The organism is Bacillus sp. N5-665 (assembly GCF_022637375.2).
In the GTDB taxonomy this organism is placed as follows: domain Bacteria; phylum Bacillota; class Bacilli; order Bacillales; family Bacillaceae_G; genus Bacillus_A; species Bacillus_A wiedmannii.
Map to the genome: position 1 here is coordinate 2,430,026 of NZ_CP093325.1, position 22,390 is coordinate 2,452,415.

Sequence of the window (22,390 nt, forward strand, 5' to 3'; positions counted from 1 at the left end):
TATTAGAAATGGAAAGAAGGAATCCAACATAATTATACAGAATATTTAGATAATAGGAGGTGTCGAATTTTGAGTGAAATTGAATTAAAAAGGAATGTAATTAAGACTGGGAGTGAGAAGGGGGGTATTCTCCGGTTTATACTCGCTAGTCTAGTTGGGGTGTTTATGTTTTTCGTACCAGTTACGATAAACGGTGCTTCGTCCATTATGATTGATCATATCGTATCATGGATCAGGACTTCTGTTCCGAGCGTCGTACCTTATTATGCACTACTCGTTATGATAATAGGTGCGATTTATCCGTTTTATACGAAAAAGTGGAATGCATCTATCGTAGACATTTGTTTTTCGATTTTAAAAGTAGTTGGTGTTGTCTTTGGCGTATTGTATTGCTTGAAAGTAGGGCCAGCTTGGTTCTTTGCGCCAGATGTAGGGCCGTTTTTGTATGAAAAACTAGTCATATCGGTAAGTTTACTCGTGCCAATTGGCTCGGCTTTTTTAGCGTTATTAGTCGGGTACGGATTACTTGAATTTATCGGTACGTTTTGCCGTCCCATTATGAGACCGTTATGGAATACACCAGGACGATCAGCAATCGATGCGGTTGCATCCTTTGTAGGGAGTTATTCACTCGCTTTATTAATTACGAATCGCGTGTATAAAGAAGGAAAGTATACGACAAAAGAAGCAGCGATCATCGCTACAGGTTTTTCTACAGTATCCGCAACATTTATGATCATCATCGCAAAAACATTAGACATTATGCATTTATGGAATGTTTATTTTTGGACTACTCTCGTTGTAACATTCATCGTAACTGCTATCACCGTAAGAATCCCGCCTCTTAGTAGAAAACCAGATACATATGTAACGGAAGAAGGGTTTCCAGAACCTGTTTATAAAGAGAAAATGCTAGAACGTGCTTGGGAAGATGCGTTAGAAGTATCAAAGTCTGCACCGAGTATTATGAAAAATATCGCAGTGAATTTAAAAGATGGATTTATTATGACGATGGGAATTTTACCATCCATTATGTCAGTAGGATTAATTGGTATCGTCTTAGCGAAATTCACGCCAATATTTGATTGGATCAGTTATATTTTCTATCCATTTACATGGCTATTACAATTACCAGAAGCAGAACTAGCTGCTAAAGCGGCATCCGTTGGTATTGCAGAAATGTTTTTACCTTCTCTTTTAGTTGTAAGTGCACCACTTGTGACAAAGTTTGTCATTGCAGTTGTTTCGGTATCATCTATATTGTTCTTCTCAGCTTCCATTCCTTGTATTTTATCGACAGACATTCCGTTAAAAGTATCGGAACTTATTATTCTCTATGTACAAAGAACGATATTAACGTTACTGATTATTACGCCGATTGCTTATTTGTTGCTTTAAAGTTTTTAACAGATAAAGCTATAAATAAAGAAGCCTTTTTACAGAAGGCTTCTTTTGTTTAAAAGCGGGCTACTCCCACATTACTATCAAGCTAAGAAAATCAAATATCCCCAGACGTGAAAATATACAACTATCACGTCTGGGGATATTTTTATTTATCTTTCGTATATGACGTAATGCTTCTTAAGAAGATTCCTAGTCCTGCAAAAAAGAAACCTAAGCATAATAAGCTGCCTGGCGTTCCCCAAGTAATTTGATCTAGCATTTTTATCCCCTCCCTTTTATCATCAAATAGAATTTATTGGAAATTATCAAAAATTTCTTTTTTAAAGATTATTGATGATCCTTCCTACCTTATACGAGAAGATTATATTTGAAAAGGAATTCTTTTAAAAATATTCTATTATTCTTATAAAACGTTTTCACTTCATATGATATAGTAACAACAAAGGGGGCTTTCAAATGGAAATAACTCATGAAAGAGCAAAGTTACGGTTAATAGATAGTGATGATGTCGAAACTTTGTTTTCGATTGTAGAAGGAAATCGGGATATTTGGGCGTATTTAATTTCTAAAATGGATAATGTGCAAGATATGCAGCAATACGTTCAAAAAGCGATACAGGGTTATGGAAAGGGTACTCAAATACCTTTCGTTGTAGTGGATCAACAGACGAATACGATTGTAGGAAGTACACGTCTATATAATATTTCAGTAGAAGATAAGACAGTCGAGTTAGGGCAAACTTGGTATCATCCAAGTGTGCAACGTACGAGTATAAATACAGAATGTAAGTACATGCTTCTCCAGTATGCTTTTGAAAAATTACGTATGCTGAGAGTACAAATTAAGACGGATGCAAGAAATGAAAAAGCACAACGAGCAATTGAAAGGCTAGGTGCAGTAAAAGAGGGTGTGCTTAGAAACGAAAGAAAATTGCCAAGTGGTCATGTGAGAGATGCAGTTGTGTATAGTATTATTGCAAGTGAATGGCCAGTTGTGAAAGCACGTTTATTAGAAAATTTAGAGTTGTATAAAGAAAAGTTATAATTCGTGTTTTGAAAGGTATATTGTTCGTGATGTATGAAAAATATACCTTTTTTCTTACAAAATGCTACTTTATTTTAATTCCTTTTGTTTCATCGTTCCCTTCTGAGAAAAAATTCGTTACAATGTAGTTGTATGGTAATAAACTTATGAATTTAAAATATGTAATGAAAACCGCAAATAAAAAATGAATTGATAATCCTCAATTTTAAATGAAAACCCTTTTATACATAAATAACAAGTAAAGTTCCTTCTTTTAAATAAACTCAAACGAAACGATTTGATATAAATGTTTTTTTATAGAAGTATGGATGATGTACGGAGGCAATTACAAATGAAAGAAAATAAGAAGAGTAAGAAAAGACGAATCTTTCAAGTATTTTTACTAATGATTTGTTCTGCTATTTTATATGTAAGTTATGCAGCTTACGATATTTGGAGTTATCGTTTTAAAACAAATGATGGCGTGAAAACGGATGCTGGTATCGTACTAGGAGCAGCTTCTTGGAACGGAAAACCATCTCCTGTATTTAAAGAAAGAATTAATCATGCGATTTCTTTATATAAGAACGGAGACATTAAAAAGATTATTTTTACAGGTGGTACAAAGTTCGAGGCAGAACTTGAGGAAGCGCGTACTGCAAGAGTATATGCAATGAAACAAGGTGTAAAAGAGGAAGATATTTTAATTGAAACAAAATCCCTTTTCACAGAAGAAAACTTAAAGAATGCGAAGGAAGTTGGAATAGAGAACGGAATACGCACATACACGATTGTAAGTGATCCACTTCATATGAAACGCGCAATGAGAATCGCAAAACATATTAATATTGAAGCGTATGCTTCACCCACGCCGACATCAGCATATAAAACGTTAGACACAGAAATTCCATTCTTCTTTAAAGAATTATTCTCGTATATTGGATATGTAACCTCTTTGCCGTTAAAGGCATTGAAGGGAGACTAATATAAGAAAAGAACCTATCTTTAAATAGGAACTTTTCTTATTAATCAAAAACATTGTATTTTTATCGGAATAGTGAAACAATAGAGAGGTAGCTTCATATAATCATAAGGAAAAAGTGAGCGGTTGATGAATCGAGCATAAAGGAGATTATAGTATGGCACTCTCATTTGTTGAAACAGAAGAACAATCTTTCATTATTGCACAAATAAATAAATTGCTTCCAAAGTTCATGGAAAGGGAGCATCAACTAAGTGAATTAGGATCATTTCCGTATGAAAATATAAGTGATTTGAAAGATATCGGATATACGAAATTAACGTTACCGAAGGAATTTGGTGGTAGTGCGATTTCTTTATATGACTTCGTTTTATTTCAAGAGAAAATCGCGGAAGGCTGCGGAGCTACTGCATTATCGATTGGCTGGCATCTTGGCATTGTGAAAGAGCTAGCGGAAAATCACTCTTGGAATGATGAGATGTTCAAATGGTTTTGCGAAGAAGTGCGTAACGGTGCACTCTTTAACCGAGCAGCAACAGAACCAAAAACAGGGAGTCCGACGCGTGGCGGTAAACCAGAAACAATAGCGGTTCAACAAGGCGAGAAGTGGATTATAAATGGAAGAAAAACTTTTACAACGATGGCTCCAATACTTGATTATTTTATTATTTCAGCGAGTATGGAAGGCCGAGAAGAAGTTGGAGAGTTTGTCATTCCGAGAAATACGCTCGGTGTATCCATTGAAGAAACGTGGGATAGCGTTGCTATGCGAGGGACTGCTAGTCACGACCTTGTCTTACAAAATGTAGAGATAGAAAACCGCTTTTTTACAGATGTAAAGGGCGGGAAAGTGAAACAAAAGGGTATTGGCTGGTTGCTACATATACCAGCATGTTATTTAGGAATTGCACAAGCAGCAAGAAATTATGCAGTTCAGTTTGCGGGATCATACAAGCCAAATAGTTTAAATCATTCTATTAGTTTATTGCCGAATGTTAGAAGATTAGTTGGAGAATTAGAACTTGAGCTTATGCAAGCTCGCGTCTTTTTATATCAAATTGCGAAAAAGTACGATGAAGCAGAGGATAAACTATCATTGCAAGCCGAATTAGCAGCAGTGAAATATGCTGTAACAAATGCGGCAATATCTATTGTAGATAAAGCAATGCGCATCGTAGGGGCAAAAAGTTTATCAGAAAAAAATCCGCTTCATCGTTACTATTTAAACGTCAGAGCAGGATTGCACAATCCGCCGATGGATGATGCAACACTATCTATGTTAGCGGATGCGGCGTTTCGGTCGTAGTTTTTTTAACTTACATTTTATTGTTTATGGGCAATGTAGTTGTTTTGAAAGCACGTGTTTGATTAGTAATCGAACACGTGCTTTTTATGTGTACGACGTACCAAATTGAGATGTAGATTTTTAGTATAAATGGTTATCATGATTTTGTAAGTGTTCCTTGATGGAAAAACATTTGCCATTTTCCATCTATCAGTTTCCAAATGGAACTTCGCAAAGTATTCTGCATTCTAGTTTCATCTCTTACAAGATATGTCGCCAACACAGTATCCTTCGATAAAGGGTATATTTCAAAATTAGAAAGAGTCATTTCTCTCACACTAAGTCCGTCTCCACCAACAGAATCCTTCTTATACCAAACGTTTCCCGAACTTCCAAACTCAAAAAAGTCGTCTGCAAGTAATTTGTCCAGTTCTGCTGGATTTGTACGAGTTTTAGGTTCTAATAGTTTTTCCTCCAGTTCACATAAATGCTTTTTTAATTCAGAGTGCTTTTTCACGTGATCATCCCCATATATTAATTATCGTACAACAACTAAATTGCTCTTTTTAACTAACGGAAAGAATTTTGACTAGTTAGATAATTGGTTGCGTATTATTATAATGCCAGTTTGAAAGCTTTGTAAACATTTGTTATATTTAATCCCAAATTAAAGGTCTTTCCAAGTTTATAATTCGTAAATATTGTAAAAATTGACCAGCATGGACCGCATCATGATAGGCAATTCGTAATAGCATGTCGCCTAAATATCTTTGATAGCCAACATCGCTTCGATCAATAAGGGTTGAATCTAGCTCAGCTATGCTTATGGATTGAACATATTCTATAAAGTCATTAAAGTACGATTGTGCCAATTCAATTTCCTTTTTTACACAAGTAATTGGCTCGTCATCATACGGGAAATGTATATCATTTATTGAGCCGTTGTTTTTTAAAATCATATGATAGTAAAAAGTTGAGCTCCATACATGACGAATCATCTCACCAAAGGACATAGCTTCATGATCAGGCTTCCAATTAAGAAAATTATCGGGAAGAGAATTCCATAATTTTTCTGAGCGCCTTCTCGTTTCTTTCAAATTTAATATACTAAGATCAATTGCATTCATAATACATTCTCCTTTACTATTAAACTTAAAATAATTGTATCAGTTTAATAGTTAGGGTATCATCGAAATATGAATGTATATCCGAATATCTCATATATAGCTAAACTAATTGCTGAACCTACAAGAGCAATTATCTTAGATTGTCTAATGAATAATCAGGCACTACCTGCTAGCGAATTGGCTTATAAGGCAAAAGTGTCACATCCAACGATTAGTTCCCATCTTTCTAAATTAGTAGAGGGGAATCTACTTACAGTTGAACAACATGGTAGACATCGTTACTATCGACTTGCTAATCAAGAGGTAGCAGAAGTTCTTGAAAAGTTAGGAACAATCGCACCAACAGTCCAAGTTCGTTCTTTAAAACAATCGGATCAACTAAAACAAGTTCGTTATGCTCGAACTTGCTATGATCATCTTGCAGGCAAACTCGGTGTAGATATAACTGAAAAATTATTAGATAAGGAATTTATAATTTTAGAGAAAGGAGAATACATTGTAACGGAACAAGGTAAGCAGTGGTTTCTGAATTTTGGAATAAATATTGAAACGGCAGAGATAAAAAGGAGAGTATTTGCAAAACCTTGTCTTGATTGGAGTGAACGACGCTACCATATTTCTGGTTGGTTAGGATCTGCAATAGCAAAACTATTTTTTGAACAGGAATTGATTACAAAAACGGATAAGAGTCGGGCTGTCCATCTTACAAAAAAAGGTGTGAAGCTATTGAAAGATCAATTAGACATTGACATGGAAAATAAAAAAGTCAATCAAAATGCAATGCCTCCGGTCAAATAGATAGTATTAAATAACCTGAGTTCTATATTTATATAGACTCAGGTTATTTAATTTCTTTTAAAACCTTTGATGATATTTGCGTACAGCAACTTTAAGCTCATTCACTTTACAGAAAGAGGTTAAATGAAAACATAGTAGTTGAGGCAGTTCTATTAAATTAGTAATCATATTACTTAAAAATTATGCGTAAGAATATAGTAAATGAAGGGAGATATAAAATGAATAAAGTGAAACTGAAAGTATTAAATTTAAGGTATATAGTGATATGTATTTTATTCACTATTATATGTATCCTCACTTCATTCTTCATTTCTAGTAATTCAAGCGTATTTAAATCATTTTATATAAATCAGTTATTAGGAACGAATTCTACTAAAGGACTTATGTATATGATAGGAAGTGAAAATCGTTATTTTGCAGAAGAATTTCATAAAGAAAAAGGACGAGCGTCTTTGGAATCTTTTTTACTGTCACTTTCTACAAATATTAATGTAAATGATCTGCGAAGTTTATTAACTCGAGAACTTCCTAATATGAATCAATTTTATTCGGAAATATTAATTGCTGGGGAAGGAACAGATTATACGAACATTCCCGAAGAATCCAGTATTCCTTTAGATAACATTAAAGATAAAGGTACTGCTATTGAACACCCAAAGAATGAAAAAGAAAACAATTCTACGGGTGAAAATTCAAATACACAAAATAACGGTGAAAATAAAGTTTTTATTTATCATACACATAGTTGGGAAGCGTTTATTCCTCTTATTCCAGGTGCTACGATACCCGATGATGCTTCCAGTACAAATAATGAAGTGAATATTACGTTTGTTGGAAACTATTTAAAACAAAAGTTAGAAGAAAAAGGAATAGGTGTTTCACATGATACGACAAATATGAGGGATTTTCTGCGCAATAAAAATTTAAATTGGGCCCAATCTTACAAAGGATCCCGTCAAATATTACAAGATAAATTAGCACAAGATAAAAATATTATGTTCCCAATGGACCTTCATAGAGATGATGCACGAAAAAATATTACAACAAAAAATATTAACGGAAAGAATTATGCACGGCTCTATTTTATTTTAGGACGAGAAAATCCTAACTATGAAAAAAATAAAAAAATAGTAACGGCAATAAATTCATATTTAGATGAGAAGTATTACGGTTTAAGCCGAGGGATTTTTATTAAAGATCGTAAAAGCGGGAACGGAGTATATAATCAAGACCTTTCTCCAAATGCATTACTTATTGAAATGGGAGGGGTAGATAATACACCAGAAGAATTATACGCTTCCGTTGACGCATTAGTAGAAGCGTTTAGCCACTATTATAATGAGGTAACAAAGAGAAATAACTAAAATAAAAAGGAGTGATACCTAGTCAGAAGTGCTAGGGATTACTCCTTTTTTAGTAGAATATAATATTAACAATGAAGGCAATCAATAAAAAAATCTTTCTTTTCATTCTTCTTTTTACAGTTTTATAGGAGAAAGCTAGGTTTCTTATTTTTACTAATGTTATAATAAGAAAAAAGCACGAAAAGAGGTCATCTCATGCTAGAGGTTATTGCAACATGTTTAGAAGATGTGAAACGAATTGAACGAGCTGGCGGGAAGCGAATTGAATTAATTACATCTTATACAGAAGGCGGTTTAACGCCGAGTTATGCATTTATTAAAAAAGCGGTAGAAGCAGTACATATACCGATTCACGTTATGATTCGTCCGCATGCGAAGTCTTTTACATATACGGAAGAAGAAATTGAAATGATGAAGGAAGATATTGTCATTGCGCAGAAGTTAGGTGCAGCTGGTGTTGTATTAGGCGTATTAAACGAACGAAATGAAGTGGATGAAGAGAAATTAGCGGATTTACTATATGTTGTAGATGGAATAAATGTAACGTACCACCGTGCAATAGATGATATAGAAAATCCAGTAGAAGCGATGGAAACTTTAAAGAAGTTTCATAAAGTGACTCACGTTTTAACTTCAGGTGGACAAGGAAATATAGTAGAGAATATACCGGTGCTTACAGAAATGCAAAAGGTAAGCGATGGTCAAATTCAGCTTGTAGTTGGAGCTGGCGTGACGAAAGAAAATATAAAGCAATTGCTAGATGAAACTGGAATCACGCAAGCTCATGTCGGTACAGCGGTAAGAGAAGGGAAATCATGTTTTTCTGAAATTGATCCTAATTTAGTACAAGAATTAGTTCAAATAATAAAATAAGCACATAAGAAAGAGGAGAAACGATGAAGGAAAATACGAAGAAAGAATTATTCTCATGGGCTAAAACGATAGGATTTACCCTTGTCCTAATTGCTATTATTCGCGGTGTTTTATTTACACCCTCATTAGTACAAGGTGAATCGATGATGCCCACTTTAGAAAATAACGAACGAGTTCTTGTGAATAAGATCGGTTATAGTATAAGTGGATTAGATCGCTTTGATATTATCGTCTTCCACGGTAAAGAAGGGTACGATCTGGTAAAACGAGTAATTGGTTTACCAGGCGATACCGTTGAGTATAAAAACGATGTTTTATATGTAAACGGAAAAGCGATGAAAGAACCATATTTAAAAGAGTTTAAAGAAAAAGCAGCAGGCCGTGTTTTAACTCCAGACTTTACGTTAGAACAAATCACAGGAAAAACGAAAGTGCCAGAAGGCCAAGTGTTTGTTTTAGGAGATAATCGTGAAGTTTCGAAAGACGGTCGTATGTTTGGATTCATTTCAGAAGATGAGATTGTCGGAAAAGGACAAGCTGTTTTCTGGCCGTTGAAACAAGTAAGAGCGTTATAAAACAAAAAGTATGGAAGAAATATTCTTCCATACTTTTTTTGTGCCTTATTTATATGTTTGGTTTTGCTATAACTTGAGCCTTTGAAAGAGAACCGTCATTATTTCTAAATTTTATCTTGTATTCACCTTCAGGAAGCCAATCACTCCAATTTATACTAAATTCACTTATTGCTTGCTCCCCAGGTTTTAAAGTTCAGTCAATCATCCAAGAACCTTTAGCGTTATATAAAGTGTAACTAAAAGGAGAATCACCTATATTTTTTACAAGAACGCTTAAGTCATCCCCGTGAGAATAGTTAAAGCTAGAGATACTTGATCCGAAATAATGAATTTCTTCGTTCGCTATTTTATGATTTTGGGCAACTTTAGCGGTTGAATAAGTATCTTCATTTGTCGCAAAAGTCTCATTATAACCTATACAAAAAGATAACATAATAGCAGGAATTACTAGCAGCTTTTTCAAAAGAAACACTCCTTATATGTTGTTTTACATATATCATAATAATTTAAATATATTGGAAATGTAATGATTTGATGTGGAAATTTACAAATACATTTAATTATTTACGTTTTTTAAACTACTGACAAATATATCGGTTCATGAGATTGAAAAAAATATTGATAGAATTGAAAGAATATTTTATAATTTTAAATTATATGTTTGTTTCGAAAAACGGAATTTAAGTTCCGAAATTCGGAACAAGAGGGAGATAGAATGAGTATAAATAAAACGGCAGTTAAGACAATGGATATTTTAGAGTTGTTTTATGAGCATGAAGAGCTAAGTTTAACAGAGATGGTTCAGCTTACGAGTATGCCGAAAACATCTGTTTATCGTTTAATTGGCTCGTTAGAAGAAATGGAGTTTTTACAAAAAAACGAGAAGGGGAAATATCATCTCGGAGTCGTTTTTTTACGCTTCGGACAACTTGTTTCACAAAGATTATCCGTAAGAAATATTGCGATTCCATATATGAAAGAGCTTAGAGATAGTTTAGGGCAGGCAGTTAATTTAATTATTCAAGATGGTAATGACGCAATTTATGTTGAAAAGATGGAAGGTGCTCAGCCTGTACGCGTGTATACAGCGGTTGGTAGAAGAGCTCCACTTTATGCGGGTGCATGTCCGAGAATTTTACTATCGTATTTCTCTGAGGAAGAGAAGCAGAAATACATAGAGGAAACGGATTTAAAACAGTTTGCGGATGGAACAATTGTGGATAAGGAACAATTGCTAGAAGTGTTACAAATGGCGAAAAAGGAAGGACACACAATTAGCTACTCTGAGTTAGAAAATCATACAGCCGCTATAGCAGCGCCCATTTTTGCAAGTGATGGAACGGTTGTAGCGGGGATTAGTATTTCGGGATTAGCAATTGAGTATAACGAAAGTAACATTGCATATTTTATTGCGAAGGTGAAGGAAACCGCACATCGCATTTCGAAAGAACTCGGCTTTTTGGCATAGAAAGAGGGAGAGGGATGAAATTTTCTGCGTTAGGGGATCAAGCAATTATTGTTACATTTGGTGAAGAAATTGGGATGGATACATACGAAAAAGTGCAACGATTGTTTCAAGCGTTGAGACGGCATCCGTTTACAGGAATGGTTGAGTGTGTGCCATCATTTACTTCATTAGCGGTCTACTACAATGTATACGAAGTATGGAAGCGAAATGGGAGAAGTGAAGGGCCATATCAATACGTTTGCCAATATATAAAAGAGCTGTGTAATTCGTATAAAGAAGAATTGAATCAGGATGTGAAACATATTTCTATACCAGTTTGCTACGGTGGAGAATATGGACCTGATTTAGAAGAAGTCGCGCAGTGTAGAGGATTACGAGCGGAAGATGTCATTCGCATACATAGTGAAACAACATATTTTGTGTATATGTTAGGTTTTACACCAGGATTCCCGTATTTAGGAGGACTATCAAAAGAACTAGAAACACCTAGAAAAGAAACACCACGGTTACAAATACCTGCTGGTTCAGTAGGTATTGGCGGAAATCAAACAGGTATATATCCGCTTGAAACACCAGGAGGATGGAATATTATCGGCCGCACTCCTATTTCATTATTTAATCCAGAAGAAGAAACACCAACCTATATTCAAAGCGGTATGTATTTACGATTTATCCCAATAACAAAAGAAGAGTACGTATCACTTGAGGGGGCTAAAGAATGGATGTAGAAGTTTTGCATGCAGGAATGTTTACAACAGTCCAAGATTTAGGGCGATTTCATTATCAACAGTACGGTGTACCAGTTGGCGGGGCTATGGATCAAAGTGCACTCCGGATGATCAATAGGTTAGTAGGAAATGAAGAGAATGAAGCAGGACTCGAAATGACGATCATGGGGCCTAAATTGTTAATAAAGAAAACGACTTTACTTGCGATTGGCGGAGCGGATATGGAACCGTTATTAAATGGAGAGCGTATTCCATTATGGCGTCCCATTTTAGCAGAAGAAGGTAGCATGCTTTGCTTTGGAAAAGTGAAAAGCGGCTGCAGAGCGTATGTGACTTTTGCTGGTGGTATACATATTGATCGTACGATGGGAAGTAAAAGTACGTACATACGTGCTGCGATTGGTGGTATTGAAGGAAGAATGCTGAAAAAGGGAGATTATTTTCAAATTGGAACGCACACAGAAATGGCCAGTCATTGCATTCAAAACTTACAAAACGATGAGCGAAACAAAACGAAATGGGCAATTAGCAGCAGCGTACTACCAAAGTATAAGAAATATCCTAAGCTTCGTGTCATAACTGATTTTGAATATGATCAATTTACAGAAGAAAGTATACAGGCATTTTTTACGAAAGAGTATAAAGTATCTAATTACGCTGACCGTATGGGCTATAGGGTTGAGGGAGAAGTTTTAAATAGGGTGGAAGAAAAAGAGAATTTATCGAGTCCTGTTACATTCGGGACCATTCAAGTGCCAAATGGTGGACAGCCGATTATATTAATGGCAGATAGGCAAACGACGGGTGGCTATCCGAGAATGGGAAATATTATTTCAGTAGATTTACCTCTTCTTGCCCAGCTAAAACCGGGGGACTATGTTTCATTTGAGAAAACTACGCTTGAAGAAGCGGAACAATTGTACATAGAACAAGAAGTAAATATGAATCTATTAAAGAAATTCATCGCTTTACGAAGTTGAAATTAGGAGGAATACATTGTGACGACAATCGATTTAAACTGTGATTTAGGAGAAAGTTTTGGAGCTTATAAAATGGGGAATGATGATGAAATTCTTCCGTTCGTTTCATCAATAAACGTTGCTTGTGGTTTTCATGCGGGTGATCCGACTGTAATGAGAAAAACGGTCGAGAAAGCACTGCAACATAATGTAGCAATAGGTGCGCATCCTGGTTTTCCGGATTTAATTGGATTTGGAAGAAGAAATATGAATGTGTCAGAGAGTGAAGTATATGATTATGTATTGTATCAAATTGGCGCATTAGACGCATTTGTGAAAGCGGCAGGCGGGAAAATGCAGCATGTAAAGCCGCACGGTGCTCTATATAATATGGCGGCGACTAATTCGGAAATTGCAGATGCAATCGCGAAGGCAATTTATTATATGAATCCCGATCTATTACTTTACGGATTAGCAAATAGCGAGGCGTTTATACAGGCTGCGGAAAAATACAATATAACTCTCGTACAAGAAGCTTTTGCAGATCGTACGTATCAACAAGATGGGACATTAACAAGTCGTACGGAAGAAAATGCACTAATAAAAAAAGAAGACGAAGCGATAAAGCAAGTGCTTCAAATGGTGAAAGAAGGCTACGTAAACGCGGTGAACGGAGAGAACGTAGCAGTTCACGCGAAAACAATTTGTTTACATGGTGATGGAGAGAAAGCAGTGCAATTTGCGAAAAAAATATACAGAACATTCGAACTTAATGGTATTTCTGTTTGTGCACCGAAATAAAAAATAGGGGGAAGTGCTGGGATGATTAAATTAATCGGGATACTACTTGTTGCAGTGGGCTTTTTATTTAGATTAAATACACTTTTAGTAGTTATGGTTGCAGGTATTGTTACTGGTATGGTTTCAGGATTAAGCTTTTATGATGTGATTAGCATGTTCGGTAAATTTTTCATAGAAAATAGATATATGTCTATGCCAATTATATTAACTTTACCGGTAATCGGAATTTTAGAGCGTTACGGTTTAAAAGAAAGAGCAGAAGCACTTATAACGAAATCAAAAGGAGCAACAACTGGAAGAGTGTTAATGTCATATTTTACGATAAGAGAATCATCAGCAGCACTTGGACTGAACATTGGTGGACATGCACAAACAGTAAGACCGCTCGTTGCGCCAATGGCAGAGGGAGCTGCGCAAGGAAGATATGGTAAACTTCCTGAAAAGTTGAGAGAAAAGATTAAAGCAAATGCAGCAGCCGCGGAAAATACAGCTTGGTTTTTCGGAGAGGATATATTTATCGCGACTGGAGCTATTTTATTAATGAAAGGGTTCTTCGATTCAGTAGGTATGCATGTCGGTGTATGGGATATGGCGCTTTGGGGTATTCCAACTGCAATATCAGCACTTATCGTAAGCTGGATCAGATTTAGAAGATTTGATAAATATATAGCGAAAACGATGGAATTAAAAGAAAAAGAAGAGAAGGAGGCAATATAAAATGAACATCATCACAATGGATACAATCTATTACGTATTAGGTATAATCGTTGCCTTTATCGCTGTTCGTATTGCATTTGATCGTGAACATCCAAATCGATGGGGATCTAGCTTGTTTTGGGCGTTATTTGCAGTTACGTTTTTATTCGGAAATATAATCCCTTCGTTTTACGTTGGTTGTATTGTGCTGGCTATGGTCGTGTTAGCTTCACTAAACAAAGTAACAAAATCAGAGGAGAAAGAAGTACCAGTGCAAGAACGTGTGAAACATGCGGAGAAATTAAAAAATAAAGTTTTTATGCCCGCACTATTAATCCCTATTTTTACAATTATCGGTACGTTAACGTTAGGAAAAATCAAATGGGGAAATGTTTCTCTTGTTGATCCAGATAAAGTAACGCTAGTTGCATTAGCGTTAGGTGCATTACTTGCATTCGTTGCGGCGATGCGTATTACAAAATCGAAAATAACAACGCCTGTGCAAGAAGGAAGCAGACTATTACAAGCTGTCGGTTGGGCTGTTATTTTACCACAAATGTTAGCGGCACTTGGCGGTATTTTTGCAAAATCTGGCGTTGGACAAGTCGTTTCTGATTTAGTCGGACAAGTATTACCGACAGAGTATCCGTTCGTTGCTGTTATGGCGTATTGTTTAGGAATGATGCTTTTCACAGTCGTAATGGGAAATGCATTCGCAGCGTTTGCCGTTATTACTGGCGGAATTGGTTTACCTTTAATTGTCCAAATGCACGGCGGGAACCCAGCGATTATGGCAGCGCTCGGCATGTTTGCTGGATATTGCGGAACGTTACTTACTCCAATGGCAGCAAACTTTAATATCGTTCCGGCGATGCTTTTAGAGCTAAAAGATAAAAATGCCGTTATTAAAGCACAAGTACCAATAGCTCTTTCAATCTTTATTATCAATATGTTTATTATGTACGGCCTTGTATATCGTTTCTAATTAGGAGGGAAAACTATGAAAACAGTATTACTAACAGGATTTGATCCGTTCGGCGGAGAAAGCATCAACCCAGCTTGGGAAGTAGCAAAAAGTTTACATGAAAAAACAATTGGAGAGTACAAGATTATTAGCAAACAAGTCCCAACGGTATTTCATAAATCAATAAAAGTATTAAAAGAGTATATAGAAGAACTAAACCCTGAAATGATTATATGTATTGGACAAGCTGGAGGTAGACCAGATATTACGATAGAGCGTGTCGCAATTAACGTTGATGATGCAAGAATTGCTGACAATGAAGGGAATCAGCCGATAGATGTACCGGTTGTGGAAGAAGGCCCGGCTGCATATTGGTCTACGCTTCCGATGAAAGCAATTGTAAAAAAACTACAAGAAGAAGGCATACCAGCTTCCGTTTCACAATCAGCAGGTACATTCGTTTGTAATCATTTATTCTATGGTCTCATGCATGAACTAGAGCAACATGATCAGAAAATAAAAGGCGGATTTATTCATATTCCGTTTTTACCAGAGCAAGCGAGTAACTATCCAGGTCAACCAAGTATGTCACTTTCTACTATTAGTAAGGGGATAGAATTGGCAGTTGAAGTAACGATGACAGTTGAGGTGGATATTGTTGAAATTGGGGGTACGACGCATTAAACAAAACGAATCGTACGACACTTCCTGTAAACAACTGGTATAATAAGTATAGCAATATACATAGAGGTGATTTTTGTGCAACAATTTGAAGAAGTACGTTCAATTTTAGAAAAAGCGAAGAAAATTACAGTGTTAACAGGTGCAGGAGCAAGTACGGAAAGTGGTATCCCAGATTTTCGTTCAGCAAATGGATTGTATGCTGATGCGAATGTGGAGACGTATTTATCAAGGGGATACTATAATAGAAGCCCGAAAGAATTTTGGAAGCATTATAAAGAAATCTTTCAAATTAATACGTTTCATCAATACAAACCAAATCGTGGCCATCGCTTTTTAGCTGAATTAGAAGAACAAGGGAAAGATATTACGATTTTAACGCAAAATATTGACGGCTTACATCAATTAGGTGGTAGTAAACATGTCATTGATTTACATGGAACGCTTCAAACAGCACATTGTCCGAAGTGTAAAGCGGGATATGATTTGCAGTATATGATTGATCATGAAGTGCCTCGTTGCGAGAAGTGTAATTTCATTTTAAATCCAGACGTCGTTTTATACGGAGATACATTACCGCAATATCAAAATGCAATAACACGTTTATATGAAACAGATGTGCTTATCGTTATGGGAACGTCATTAAAAGTACAACCTGTCGCTTCATTCCCGGAAATTGCAAAGAGGGAAGTCGGGGCAACAACAATTTTAGTAAATGAAGAAAGAACAGGACAAGAATATAACTTTGATTTTGTTTTTCAAAATAAGATTGGTGAATTTGTTGAAGGGTTATCTTCGGCTAAATAAGTTATCGGAAAAACTGAGGTATCTACCTCAGTTTTTTATTTGAGTAATTACTGTTTTAAGCCATATGAAAACATTTCGATAATGTAGTAACCACATCTCTATAATTTATAAAAAAGACTTTGGTAGGTAAAATGGCAGAGTAAGAAGTAGTATTACCTTTAACGAATACACAGTCGTCATAAAGTAAGCTAATATGTAGATGTTGTAAAGGCTCTATTTGGTGTTGCTTTACGTATAAAACTAAATCATTATAAAGTTGCTCAGTATACTCACTTACAGAATAGTCTATCGAAAGCTGACCTGCTATGCTAGTCCACCATACTTTAAAACTACATACTAACTCTTTAAAGGATTCTTCATTACATAATTGGGTGTCAAAAAACTTCTCATAAAAGATGTGGTTTTCCTCATAAAAAATGTGGATATCATTTTTGTCGTCATTAATTTGTTTGCGAAGAGTATGCCATAATTCTTTGAAATTCACTTCAAATTCAGTGGAGAAATTTAATTTTCTTGCTATGTAAGGAAACCGCAAATTTTTTTCTCTTTTTGGTTGAGATGAATATTTTGAATATAAATCATAAAGTTTAAACAATATGACGTATTAGTATGTATTGTAAATGAATCTGTCATTTCATTTTCTCCTTAGTAACGTTTTTTATTGTTAGTATACAGAGAAATGTAAATGAATGGTATAAAAAAACAATTGTATACACTTATTCTTTCAGAAGAAAATTCATGTTATGACGTATGAAGGGGAATGGTAATAAATAGGGTATAAAATTAAAATACTGAAAATTAAATCTTTTATTTCTTTAGTAATTAATATAAAATTCTATATATATCATATAAATAAATTTGATACATAATGGTTCTATGTAGAAATGTTAATAGAATGAAGCGAGGGAGCGAAATGAGACAGAAAAAGGAGCAGAAGAAACAATCGAAAAAGAAAAAGACTCATATTCCTTTTCGATTAAATGTACTATTTTTTATCGTCTTTCTTTTATTTTCAGCTATTATAATTCAATTAGGTAAAGTACAAATCATTGATGGAGAAACGTATAGAAATGAAGTGAACAAAAAGGAAGATGTAACGGTAAGCACACCTGTTCCTAGAGGGAAAATGTTTGATCGGGTAGGTCAAGTGATTGTAAATAACAAACCGCTACGAACCGTTACATATACGAAAATGAAAGGAGCAGATTCGAAAGAAGTTTTACAAGTAGCAAGAAACTTAGCCCAGCTAATTGAAATGTCGCCAGAAGATATAAATAAGTTGACAGAAACAGATAAAAAGGATTTTTGGATGCAGTTAAATGAAAAACGAGCAGCAGAAAAAGTGACGAAAGAAGATGAGAGTACATTTAGGAAGCAAGAGATAGAAGGGAAAGAATTAGATAAAAAAGTAGAAGAGTTGCGCCGAGAAAGAATTACGCAAGAAGAATTAAGCGAACTTTCAAAAGAGGACTTAGAAGTACTAGCAATTAAAAGTAGGATGAATGCGGGATATAAAATGACGCCGCAAATTGTTAAAAAAGATGTAAGTCAAAACGAATATGCAATCGTAAGTGAAAGATTGGCAAGTTTGCCAGGAGTGGATACGACAGTGGATTGGGAACGTGAATACCCAAATGATAAAATACTTCGTTCCATACTTGGTAGCGTTTCTACTGAAAATGAGGGTTTGCCAAGAGAACAGTTAGATTATTATTTAGTGCGCGATTATAACCGGAATGATCGCATTGGTAAGAGTTATATCGAGAAACAGTACGAAGATGCATTACATGGAACGAAAGAACAGTCTAAAAATATTACGGATAAAGCGGGAAATATTATTCGGACAGAAAAAGTGACTGAAGGAAAAAGTGGAAATAATTTAATGTTAACAGTAGATATGGAGTTACAGAAAAAAGTAGAGGAAAGTCTTGAAAAGAATTTACGAGCATTTCATTCTGCAGAGCCGATGATGGATCGCGCGTTCGTTGTAATGATGAACCCGAAAAACGGCCAAATTTTATCAATGGCAGGAAAGAAAATTGTAAATAAAGATGGCGGAATGCAAATAGAAGACTTTGCTTTAGGAACGATGACAAGTTCTTATGAATTAGGGTCAACTGTGAAAGGGGCTACGTTATTAGCCGGATATCAAACTGACACAATTAAGCCGTATACACATTTTTTTGATGCACCGATGTATTTTAAAGGCAGTACTAAGCCGAAGAAATCGTGGAAAGACTTTGGTGATATTGATGATTTAAGAGCTTTACAAGTTTCATCAAACGTTTATATGTTTAATACAGCTTTAAAAATGGCAGGTATAAATTATGTACCAAACAATCCGTTAGATATTAAAAAAGAGACATTTAATAAAATGCGCTACTACTTTAGACAGTTTGGCTTAGGTGTACCGACTGGAATTGACTTACCGAATGAATCGATTGGTCAAATGGGTAGAACAGATAACATACCTGGTTTTTTACTTGATTACGCGATTGGACAGTATGATACATATACGCCGCTTCAACTTGCTCAATATATGTCAACAATTGCAAACGGCGGATACCGAATGAAACCACAAATTGTGCAAGAAGTGAGAGAGCAACCACATAGACCAGAGGATGTTGGAAAAGTTGTTCGGTCTATTGAACCAGTTATTTTAAATCGAGTGGATATGGATACTTCATACATTAATCATGTAAAAGAAGGATTTAGAAGAGTTTTTCAAGAAACTGACGGAACAGGTACTGCAACGTTTAAAGGATTACCGTATAAACCAGCTGGAAAAACAGGAACAGCTGAAACCGTATATGGTGGAGAAAGTGATATTGGAAGAGATGAAAACAATAACCGAAAAAAATGTTATAATTTAACTCTTGCCGGTTATGCACCATATGATGCTGATCCGGAAGTAGCTTTTTCAGTTGTTGTACCTTGGGTGAATGATGACAAATCAGGAATTAATTCCGCGATTGGTAAAGAGATTTTGGATGCGTATTTTGAATTGAAAACGAAAAGAGCGGGTGGAAATCCAGTCCCAGTAGAACAGCCGAACAAGGCCCAGTAAAAATAGTATCACTGCATGGAGACATATTGTGCAGTGATATATTTTTTGAGTTAAAAAGCGTTTAAATAAGGTGGGAATGGATATGAAACAGGAGATTAAAAGAGGCTGGGGGAAATACATACTCTTCGTGTTTGTTTTGGTAGTAGCATATCATTCTTTTACTTTATGTAAAGTGGAAGGGAAATCGATGCAACCGACTTTATATGAAGAAGACTACGTATTTGTAAATAAAGCAGCAGTACATTTTTCTAATTTAGAGCACGGAGAAATTGTCATTATAAAGGAAGAGGATGAGTCGAAATATTATGTAAAACGAGTAATAGGACTTCCTGGTGACGTAATTAACATAACGAATGGATCAGTATATGTGAATGATAAAAAGCAAGAAGAACCGTATACAAATAAAGATTTATTCAATAATACGCAAGTGTTTTATAACTTTCAAAAGACAAAAATCCCGCCAAATAAGTTATTTGTAATGGGAGATAATCGTGAACTTAGTAGAGATAGTCGAAACGGCTTAGGATATATTGAAGAAGATAATATAATAGGCAAAGTGGAATTTGTATATTATCCTTTTTCAAAAATGAAGATTATAGAATAAGTGGGGTTATACACAACCCCACTTATTAAAGTTTCACTTTATCTTCTTTAAAAAACCTTTTGGATTAAATGAGATGAAAAACTTATGCTTAGATTCATCGATTATGAAATTGTTATTTTTAGTTAAAAACTCTTCTACAGCTTCCATTGGACCTGCCCCCCAATCGGGCGAAACAGGATTTCCATTAATAGATGTATCCTCTACAATAATATAACTGCCAGTAGTAACGATAGACTTATAAAGTAAAAGTTCTTTTGAGACATGCTCTTTACTATGATCAGAATCTAAAATAACTAAAATTACATCATCAGGTTTGCGCATACTTAAAATGGTTTGGACGGCCTGTACAGAAACAGAAGAAGCTGTTACATACGTAATGCGGTCATGAGATGGACGATTTGGTTGTGGGAATATATCGATAGTAAGAACGTGACCTTTTCCAATTAGATCTAATATAGAAGCTAAATACAACGCACTACCACCATAACAAGTACCACATTCAATAATTAAATCGGGTTTTAATTCGTAAATAATTTCTTGATACAAAAAAAGATCAGTGGGAAGTTTGAGAATGGGGACCCCAAGCCAATGTGTATCATATAACCAGACTCGACTATCGTAATATTGTTTTAAAAATTCGCTACTTATGTTATCGATTTTGAACACTCCTTTCTGAAACGAAAGTTGTACAATATATTATGTGAAATATAATTATAAGGAGAATGTTTTTTAATAAAAATGATTAAAATACCTCATTAAAAACCAATTGTTTGTATAATAAAAAACTTAATTCAGCAAGTTCTAATCAAAATGCAATTTAAATATGTAGATGAGGGGAAAAGGAACGTATGTATAAGTACACAATTTGCTTCATTAGAAAAGGAAATGAAAATGATGTGAAGGAGATAACTTAAATTATGGCATTCAAAAGTGAAGAAGAACTGAATAAAGCTTTCGAGGCAGCTAAAGCGACTCTAGCAATAGAAGGTATGATTATTACAAAAGAAATGGAAAAAGTTATAAAAGAAAAGTTAGCTGGAAAGATAACGTGCAAGCAACTTATTACATTAGCTGATGCGATTGCGAGACGTGAACGTACTTAACAATCTAGAAGCCACCACAAAATTTTTAAAAATAAACGGGAAAAAAGAGATGATAGATCCAACTCTCAGGCTCTAGACAAACTATTTTTTGGAGAGTTCAGATGCTAAAAAATAGTTTGTCTCTTGCTTTATGGTTAATTTATCCAACAATATATATATGTAGTACGTTCTATGCTACAATTTATTATAGGGGAGGAAGGTATCTTATGAAAATATCTGTTTATGTTGCAAGTGCATTTAGCAAGGATCATAAAGGCGGAAATAAAGCAGGAGTGGTATTTATGGAGAATACATTGACCACTACTCAAAAAATGGCAATAGCCAAACAACTGGGCTATGCGGAAACCGCATTTATATCAGAATCTGAAATTGCTGATTATAAAATTGAGTATTTTACACCAAAAGAGGAAGTTGATTTATGTGGTCATGCCACAATTGGCTCTTTCGCGATACTGATGCATGTAAATAAACTTTTCAAGAATCGCTATACGATTGAAACGAACAGCGGTGTTCTTACTATTACCATAAAAGATGACACCATATTCATGGAACAAAACGAACCGATATTCTATGATGTTATATCTCCAAACGAGTTCATCGACTGTTTTGATAGTAAAGCTATAGACAATACATACCCAATTCAAATTGTCTCCACGGGCTTAAAAGATATTTTAATTCCTATAAAAAGCGAAACACAATTACATACACTGCAACCTAATTTTGAAAAAATTAAAGAAATCAGCAAGTATTATAATGTTGTCGGGATGCATCTATATACTTTTAATGACAATCGAATAATATGTAGAAACTTTGCTCCACTATACGACATCAATGAAGAAGCAGCGACTGGAACTTCAAACGGTGCATTAGCTTGCTACCTTTATGAACAGCGCTACTTACAAAAAGAAGTCTATGTATTTGAACAAGGTTATTCTTTACACTCGCCTTCCGAAATATTAGTTAAATTAGCAACCGATAGTGATAATAAAATAGAAAAAGTTTATGTTGGTGGCAAAGGCTATTACTGTGAAACGAAGTGTTTAAATATAGAAAATATTGAGTGAAAATAAAAAAAGAGATG

Annotated in this window: 23 protein-coding genes and 2 pseudogenes; 20 read left to right on the top strand and 5 right to left on the bottom strand. The window is 35.0% G+C overall.

All coding sequences use genetic code 11. The annotated features are described in order from the left end of the window. Positions 1–69 precede the first annotated feature (69 nt). The 4 genes from MNO09_RS15015 (at position 70) to MNO09_RS15030 (ending at position 4,715) form a co-directional block, all read left to right on the top strand. Positions 70–1,398: a YjiH family protein gene (locus MNO09_RS15015; RefSeq protein WP_001289383.1), complete on the top strand. Its 1,329-nt coding sequence runs from the start codon at positions 70–72 to the stop codon at positions 1,396–1,398. A gap of 462 nt (positions 1,399–1,860) precedes the next feature. Further along, on the top strand, positions 1,861–2,448 hold the full coding sequence (locus MNO09_RS15020; protein ID WP_000406558.1) for a GNAT family N-acetyltransferase: 588 nt from the start codon (positions 1,861–1,863) through the stop codon (positions 2,446–2,448). A 331-nt stretch (positions 2,449–2,779) separates the two neighbouring features. Further along, entirely contained in the window at positions 2,780–3,412 is a 633-nt protein-coding gene (locus MNO09_RS15025; protein WP_000662228.1) for a YdcF family protein, read from the top strand. Positions 3,413–3,566: 154 nt separating this feature from the next. Further along, positions 3,567–4,715: an acyl-CoA dehydrogenase family protein gene (locus MNO09_RS15030; RefSeq protein ID WP_001218346.1), complete on the top strand. Its 1,149-nt coding sequence runs from the start codon at positions 3,567–3,569 to the stop codon at positions 4,713–4,715. A 136-nt stretch (positions 4,716–4,851) separates the two neighbouring features. Here the strand turns inward: MNO09_RS15030 and MNO09_RS15035 are convergent, their stop codons facing one another. Further along, on the bottom strand, positions 4,852–5,211 hold the full coding sequence (locus tag MNO09_RS15035; protein ID WP_000716630.1) for a nuclear transport factor 2 family protein: 360 nt from the start codon (positions 5,209–5,211) through the stop codon (positions 4,852–4,854). A 139-nt stretch (positions 5,212–5,350) separates the two neighbouring features. Further along, entirely contained in the window at positions 5,351–5,821 is a 471-nt protein-coding gene (locus MNO09_RS15040) for a DinB family protein (RefSeq protein ID WP_000991266.1), read from the bottom strand. 69 nt (positions 5,822–5,890) lie between these two features. Between MNO09_RS15040 and MNO09_RS15045 the strand changes: the two genes are divergently transcribed. From MNO09_RS15045 to lepB (MNO09_RS15060), 4 genes are all read left to right on the top strand, one after another. After that, entirely contained in the window at positions 5,891–6,619 is a 729-nt protein-coding gene (locus MNO09_RS15045) for an ArsR/SmtB family transcription factor (protein ID WP_001103793.1), read from the top strand. A 218-nt stretch (positions 6,620–6,837) separates the two neighbouring features. Continuing rightward, a complete protein-coding gene (locus MNO09_RS15050) occupies positions 6,838–7,983 on the top strand; it encodes a stage II sporulation protein P (RefSeq protein WP_088107314.1) in 1,146 nt (381 codons plus the stop codon). A 195-nt stretch (positions 7,984–8,178) separates the two neighbouring features. Then, on the top strand, positions 8,179–8,856 hold the full coding sequence (locus MNO09_RS15055) for a copper homeostasis protein CutC (RefSeq protein ID WP_070168929.1): 678 nt from the start codon (positions 8,179–8,181) through the stop codon (positions 8,854–8,856). Positions 8,857–8,879: 23 nt separating this feature from the next. Continuing rightward, the gene (gene lepB / locus MNO09_RS15060) at positions 8,880–9,431 is read left to right on the top strand and encodes a signal peptidase I (RefSeq protein ID WP_000662491.1); all 552 of its coding nucleotides are present in this window, start codon (positions 8,880–8,882) and stop codon (positions 9,429–9,431) included. A gap of 49 nt (positions 9,432–9,480) precedes the next feature. Here lepB (MNO09_RS15060) and MNO09_RS15065 read toward each other — a convergent pair. Continuing rightward, positions 9,481–9,894 (bottom strand): annotated as a pseudogene (locus MNO09_RS15065) (hypothetical protein). Between the two features lie 252 nt (positions 9,895–10,146). Here MNO09_RS15065 and MNO09_RS15070 point away from each other — a divergent pair. The 8 genes from MNO09_RS15070 to MNO09_RS15105 all read left to right on the top strand — a co-directional run bounded on the left by MNO09_RS15070 (position 10,147) and on the right by MNO09_RS15105 (position 16,535). After that, the gene (locus tag MNO09_RS15070) at positions 10,147–10,899 is read left to right on the top strand and encodes an IclR family transcriptional regulator (protein ID WP_000026378.1); all 753 of its coding nucleotides are present in this window, start codon (positions 10,147–10,149) and stop codon (positions 10,897–10,899) included. A gap of 14 nt (positions 10,900–10,913) precedes the next feature. Next, positions 10,914–11,627, top strand: coding sequence for a 5-oxoprolinase subunit PxpB (pxpB, locus tag MNO09_RS15075; protein ID WP_000672246.1), 714 nt, complete (start codon positions 10,914–10,916; stop codon positions 11,625–11,627). Then, the gene (locus MNO09_RS15080) at positions 11,618–12,607 is read left to right on the top strand and encodes a 5-oxoprolinase subunit C family protein (protein WP_000382206.1); all 990 of its coding nucleotides are present in this window, start codon (positions 11,618–11,620) and stop codon (positions 12,605–12,607) included. The genes pxpB and MNO09_RS15080 overlap by 10 nt, the downstream gene beginning before the upstream one ends. An 18-nt stretch (positions 12,608–12,625) precedes the next feature. Then, the gene (pxpA, locus tag MNO09_RS15085) at positions 12,626–13,387 is read left to right on the top strand and encodes a 5-oxoprolinase subunit PxpA (RefSeq protein WP_000207347.1); all 762 of its coding nucleotides are present in this window, start codon (positions 12,626–12,628) and stop codon (positions 13,385–13,387) included. A gap of 21 nt (positions 13,388–13,408) precedes the next feature. Beyond that, positions 13,409–14,104, top strand: coding sequence for a DUF969 domain-containing protein (locus tag MNO09_RS15090; protein ID WP_000593397.1), 696 nt, complete (start codon positions 13,409–13,411; stop codon positions 14,102–14,104). A gap of 1 nt (position 14,105) precedes the next feature. After that, positions 14,106–15,068 (top strand): DUF979 domain-containing protein, encoded by a 963-nt coding sequence (locus MNO09_RS15095; RefSeq protein ID WP_001021676.1) that lies wholly within the window; start codon positions 14,106–14,108, stop codon positions 15,066–15,068. Positions 15,069–15,083: 15 nt separating this feature from the next. Then, a complete protein-coding gene (gene pcp, locus MNO09_RS15100; protein ID WP_000859718.1) occupies positions 15,084–15,731 on the top strand; it encodes a pyroglutamyl-peptidase I in 648 nt (215 codons plus the stop codon). Positions 15,732–15,806: 75 nt separating this feature from the next. Next, positions 15,807–16,535, top strand: coding sequence for an NAD-dependent protein deacylase (locus MNO09_RS15105; RefSeq protein ID WP_140399246.1), 729 nt, complete (start codon positions 15,807–15,809; stop codon positions 16,533–16,535). A 55-nt stretch (positions 16,536–16,590) separates the two neighbouring features. Here MNO09_RS15105 and MNO09_RS15110 read toward each other — a convergent pair. Next, positions 16,591–17,168 (bottom strand): annotated as a pseudogene (locus MNO09_RS15110) (hypothetical protein). A 280-nt stretch (positions 17,169–17,448) separates the two neighbouring features. Here MNO09_RS15110 and MNO09_RS15115 point away from each other — a divergent pair. Together MNO09_RS15115 and lepB (MNO09_RS15120) are read left to right on the top strand one after the other, a co-directional pair. After that, positions 17,449–19,602 (top strand): peptidoglycan D,D-transpeptidase FtsI family protein, encoded by a 2,154-nt coding sequence (locus MNO09_RS15115; protein WP_001249218.1) that lies wholly within the window; start codon positions 17,449–17,451, stop codon positions 19,600–19,602. Positions 19,603–19,684: 82 nt separating this feature from the next. Next, positions 19,685–20,206, top strand: coding sequence for a signal peptidase I (gene lepB, locus MNO09_RS15120; RefSeq protein WP_000806886.1), 522 nt, complete (start codon positions 19,685–19,687; stop codon positions 20,204–20,206). A 33-nt stretch (positions 20,207–20,239) separates the two neighbouring features. On the opposite strand, the gene MNO09_RS15125 is transcribed toward lepB (MNO09_RS15120), so the two are convergent. Then, positions 20,240–20,872, bottom strand: a complete 633-nt coding sequence (locus MNO09_RS15125) for a cephalosporin hydroxylase family protein (RefSeq protein WP_002096491.1) — start codon at positions 20,870–20,872, stop codon at positions 20,240–20,242. A 251-nt stretch (positions 20,873–21,123) separates the two neighbouring features. Here MNO09_RS15125 and MNO09_RS15130 point away from each other — a divergent pair, with 251 nt between their 5' ends. Both MNO09_RS15130 and MNO09_RS15135 read left to right on the top strand, forming a co-directional pair. After that, a complete protein-coding gene (locus MNO09_RS15130) occupies positions 21,124–21,309 on the top strand; it encodes a hypothetical protein (RefSeq protein ID WP_000874724.1) in 186 nt (61 codons plus the stop codon). A 206-nt stretch (positions 21,310–21,515) separates the two neighbouring features. Further along, the gene (locus MNO09_RS15135; protein WP_000704335.1) at positions 21,516–22,373 is read left to right on the top strand and encodes a PhzF family phenazine biosynthesis protein; all 858 of its coding nucleotides are present in this window, start codon (positions 21,516–21,518) and stop codon (positions 22,371–22,373) included. Positions 22,374–22,390 lie beyond the last annotated feature (17 nt).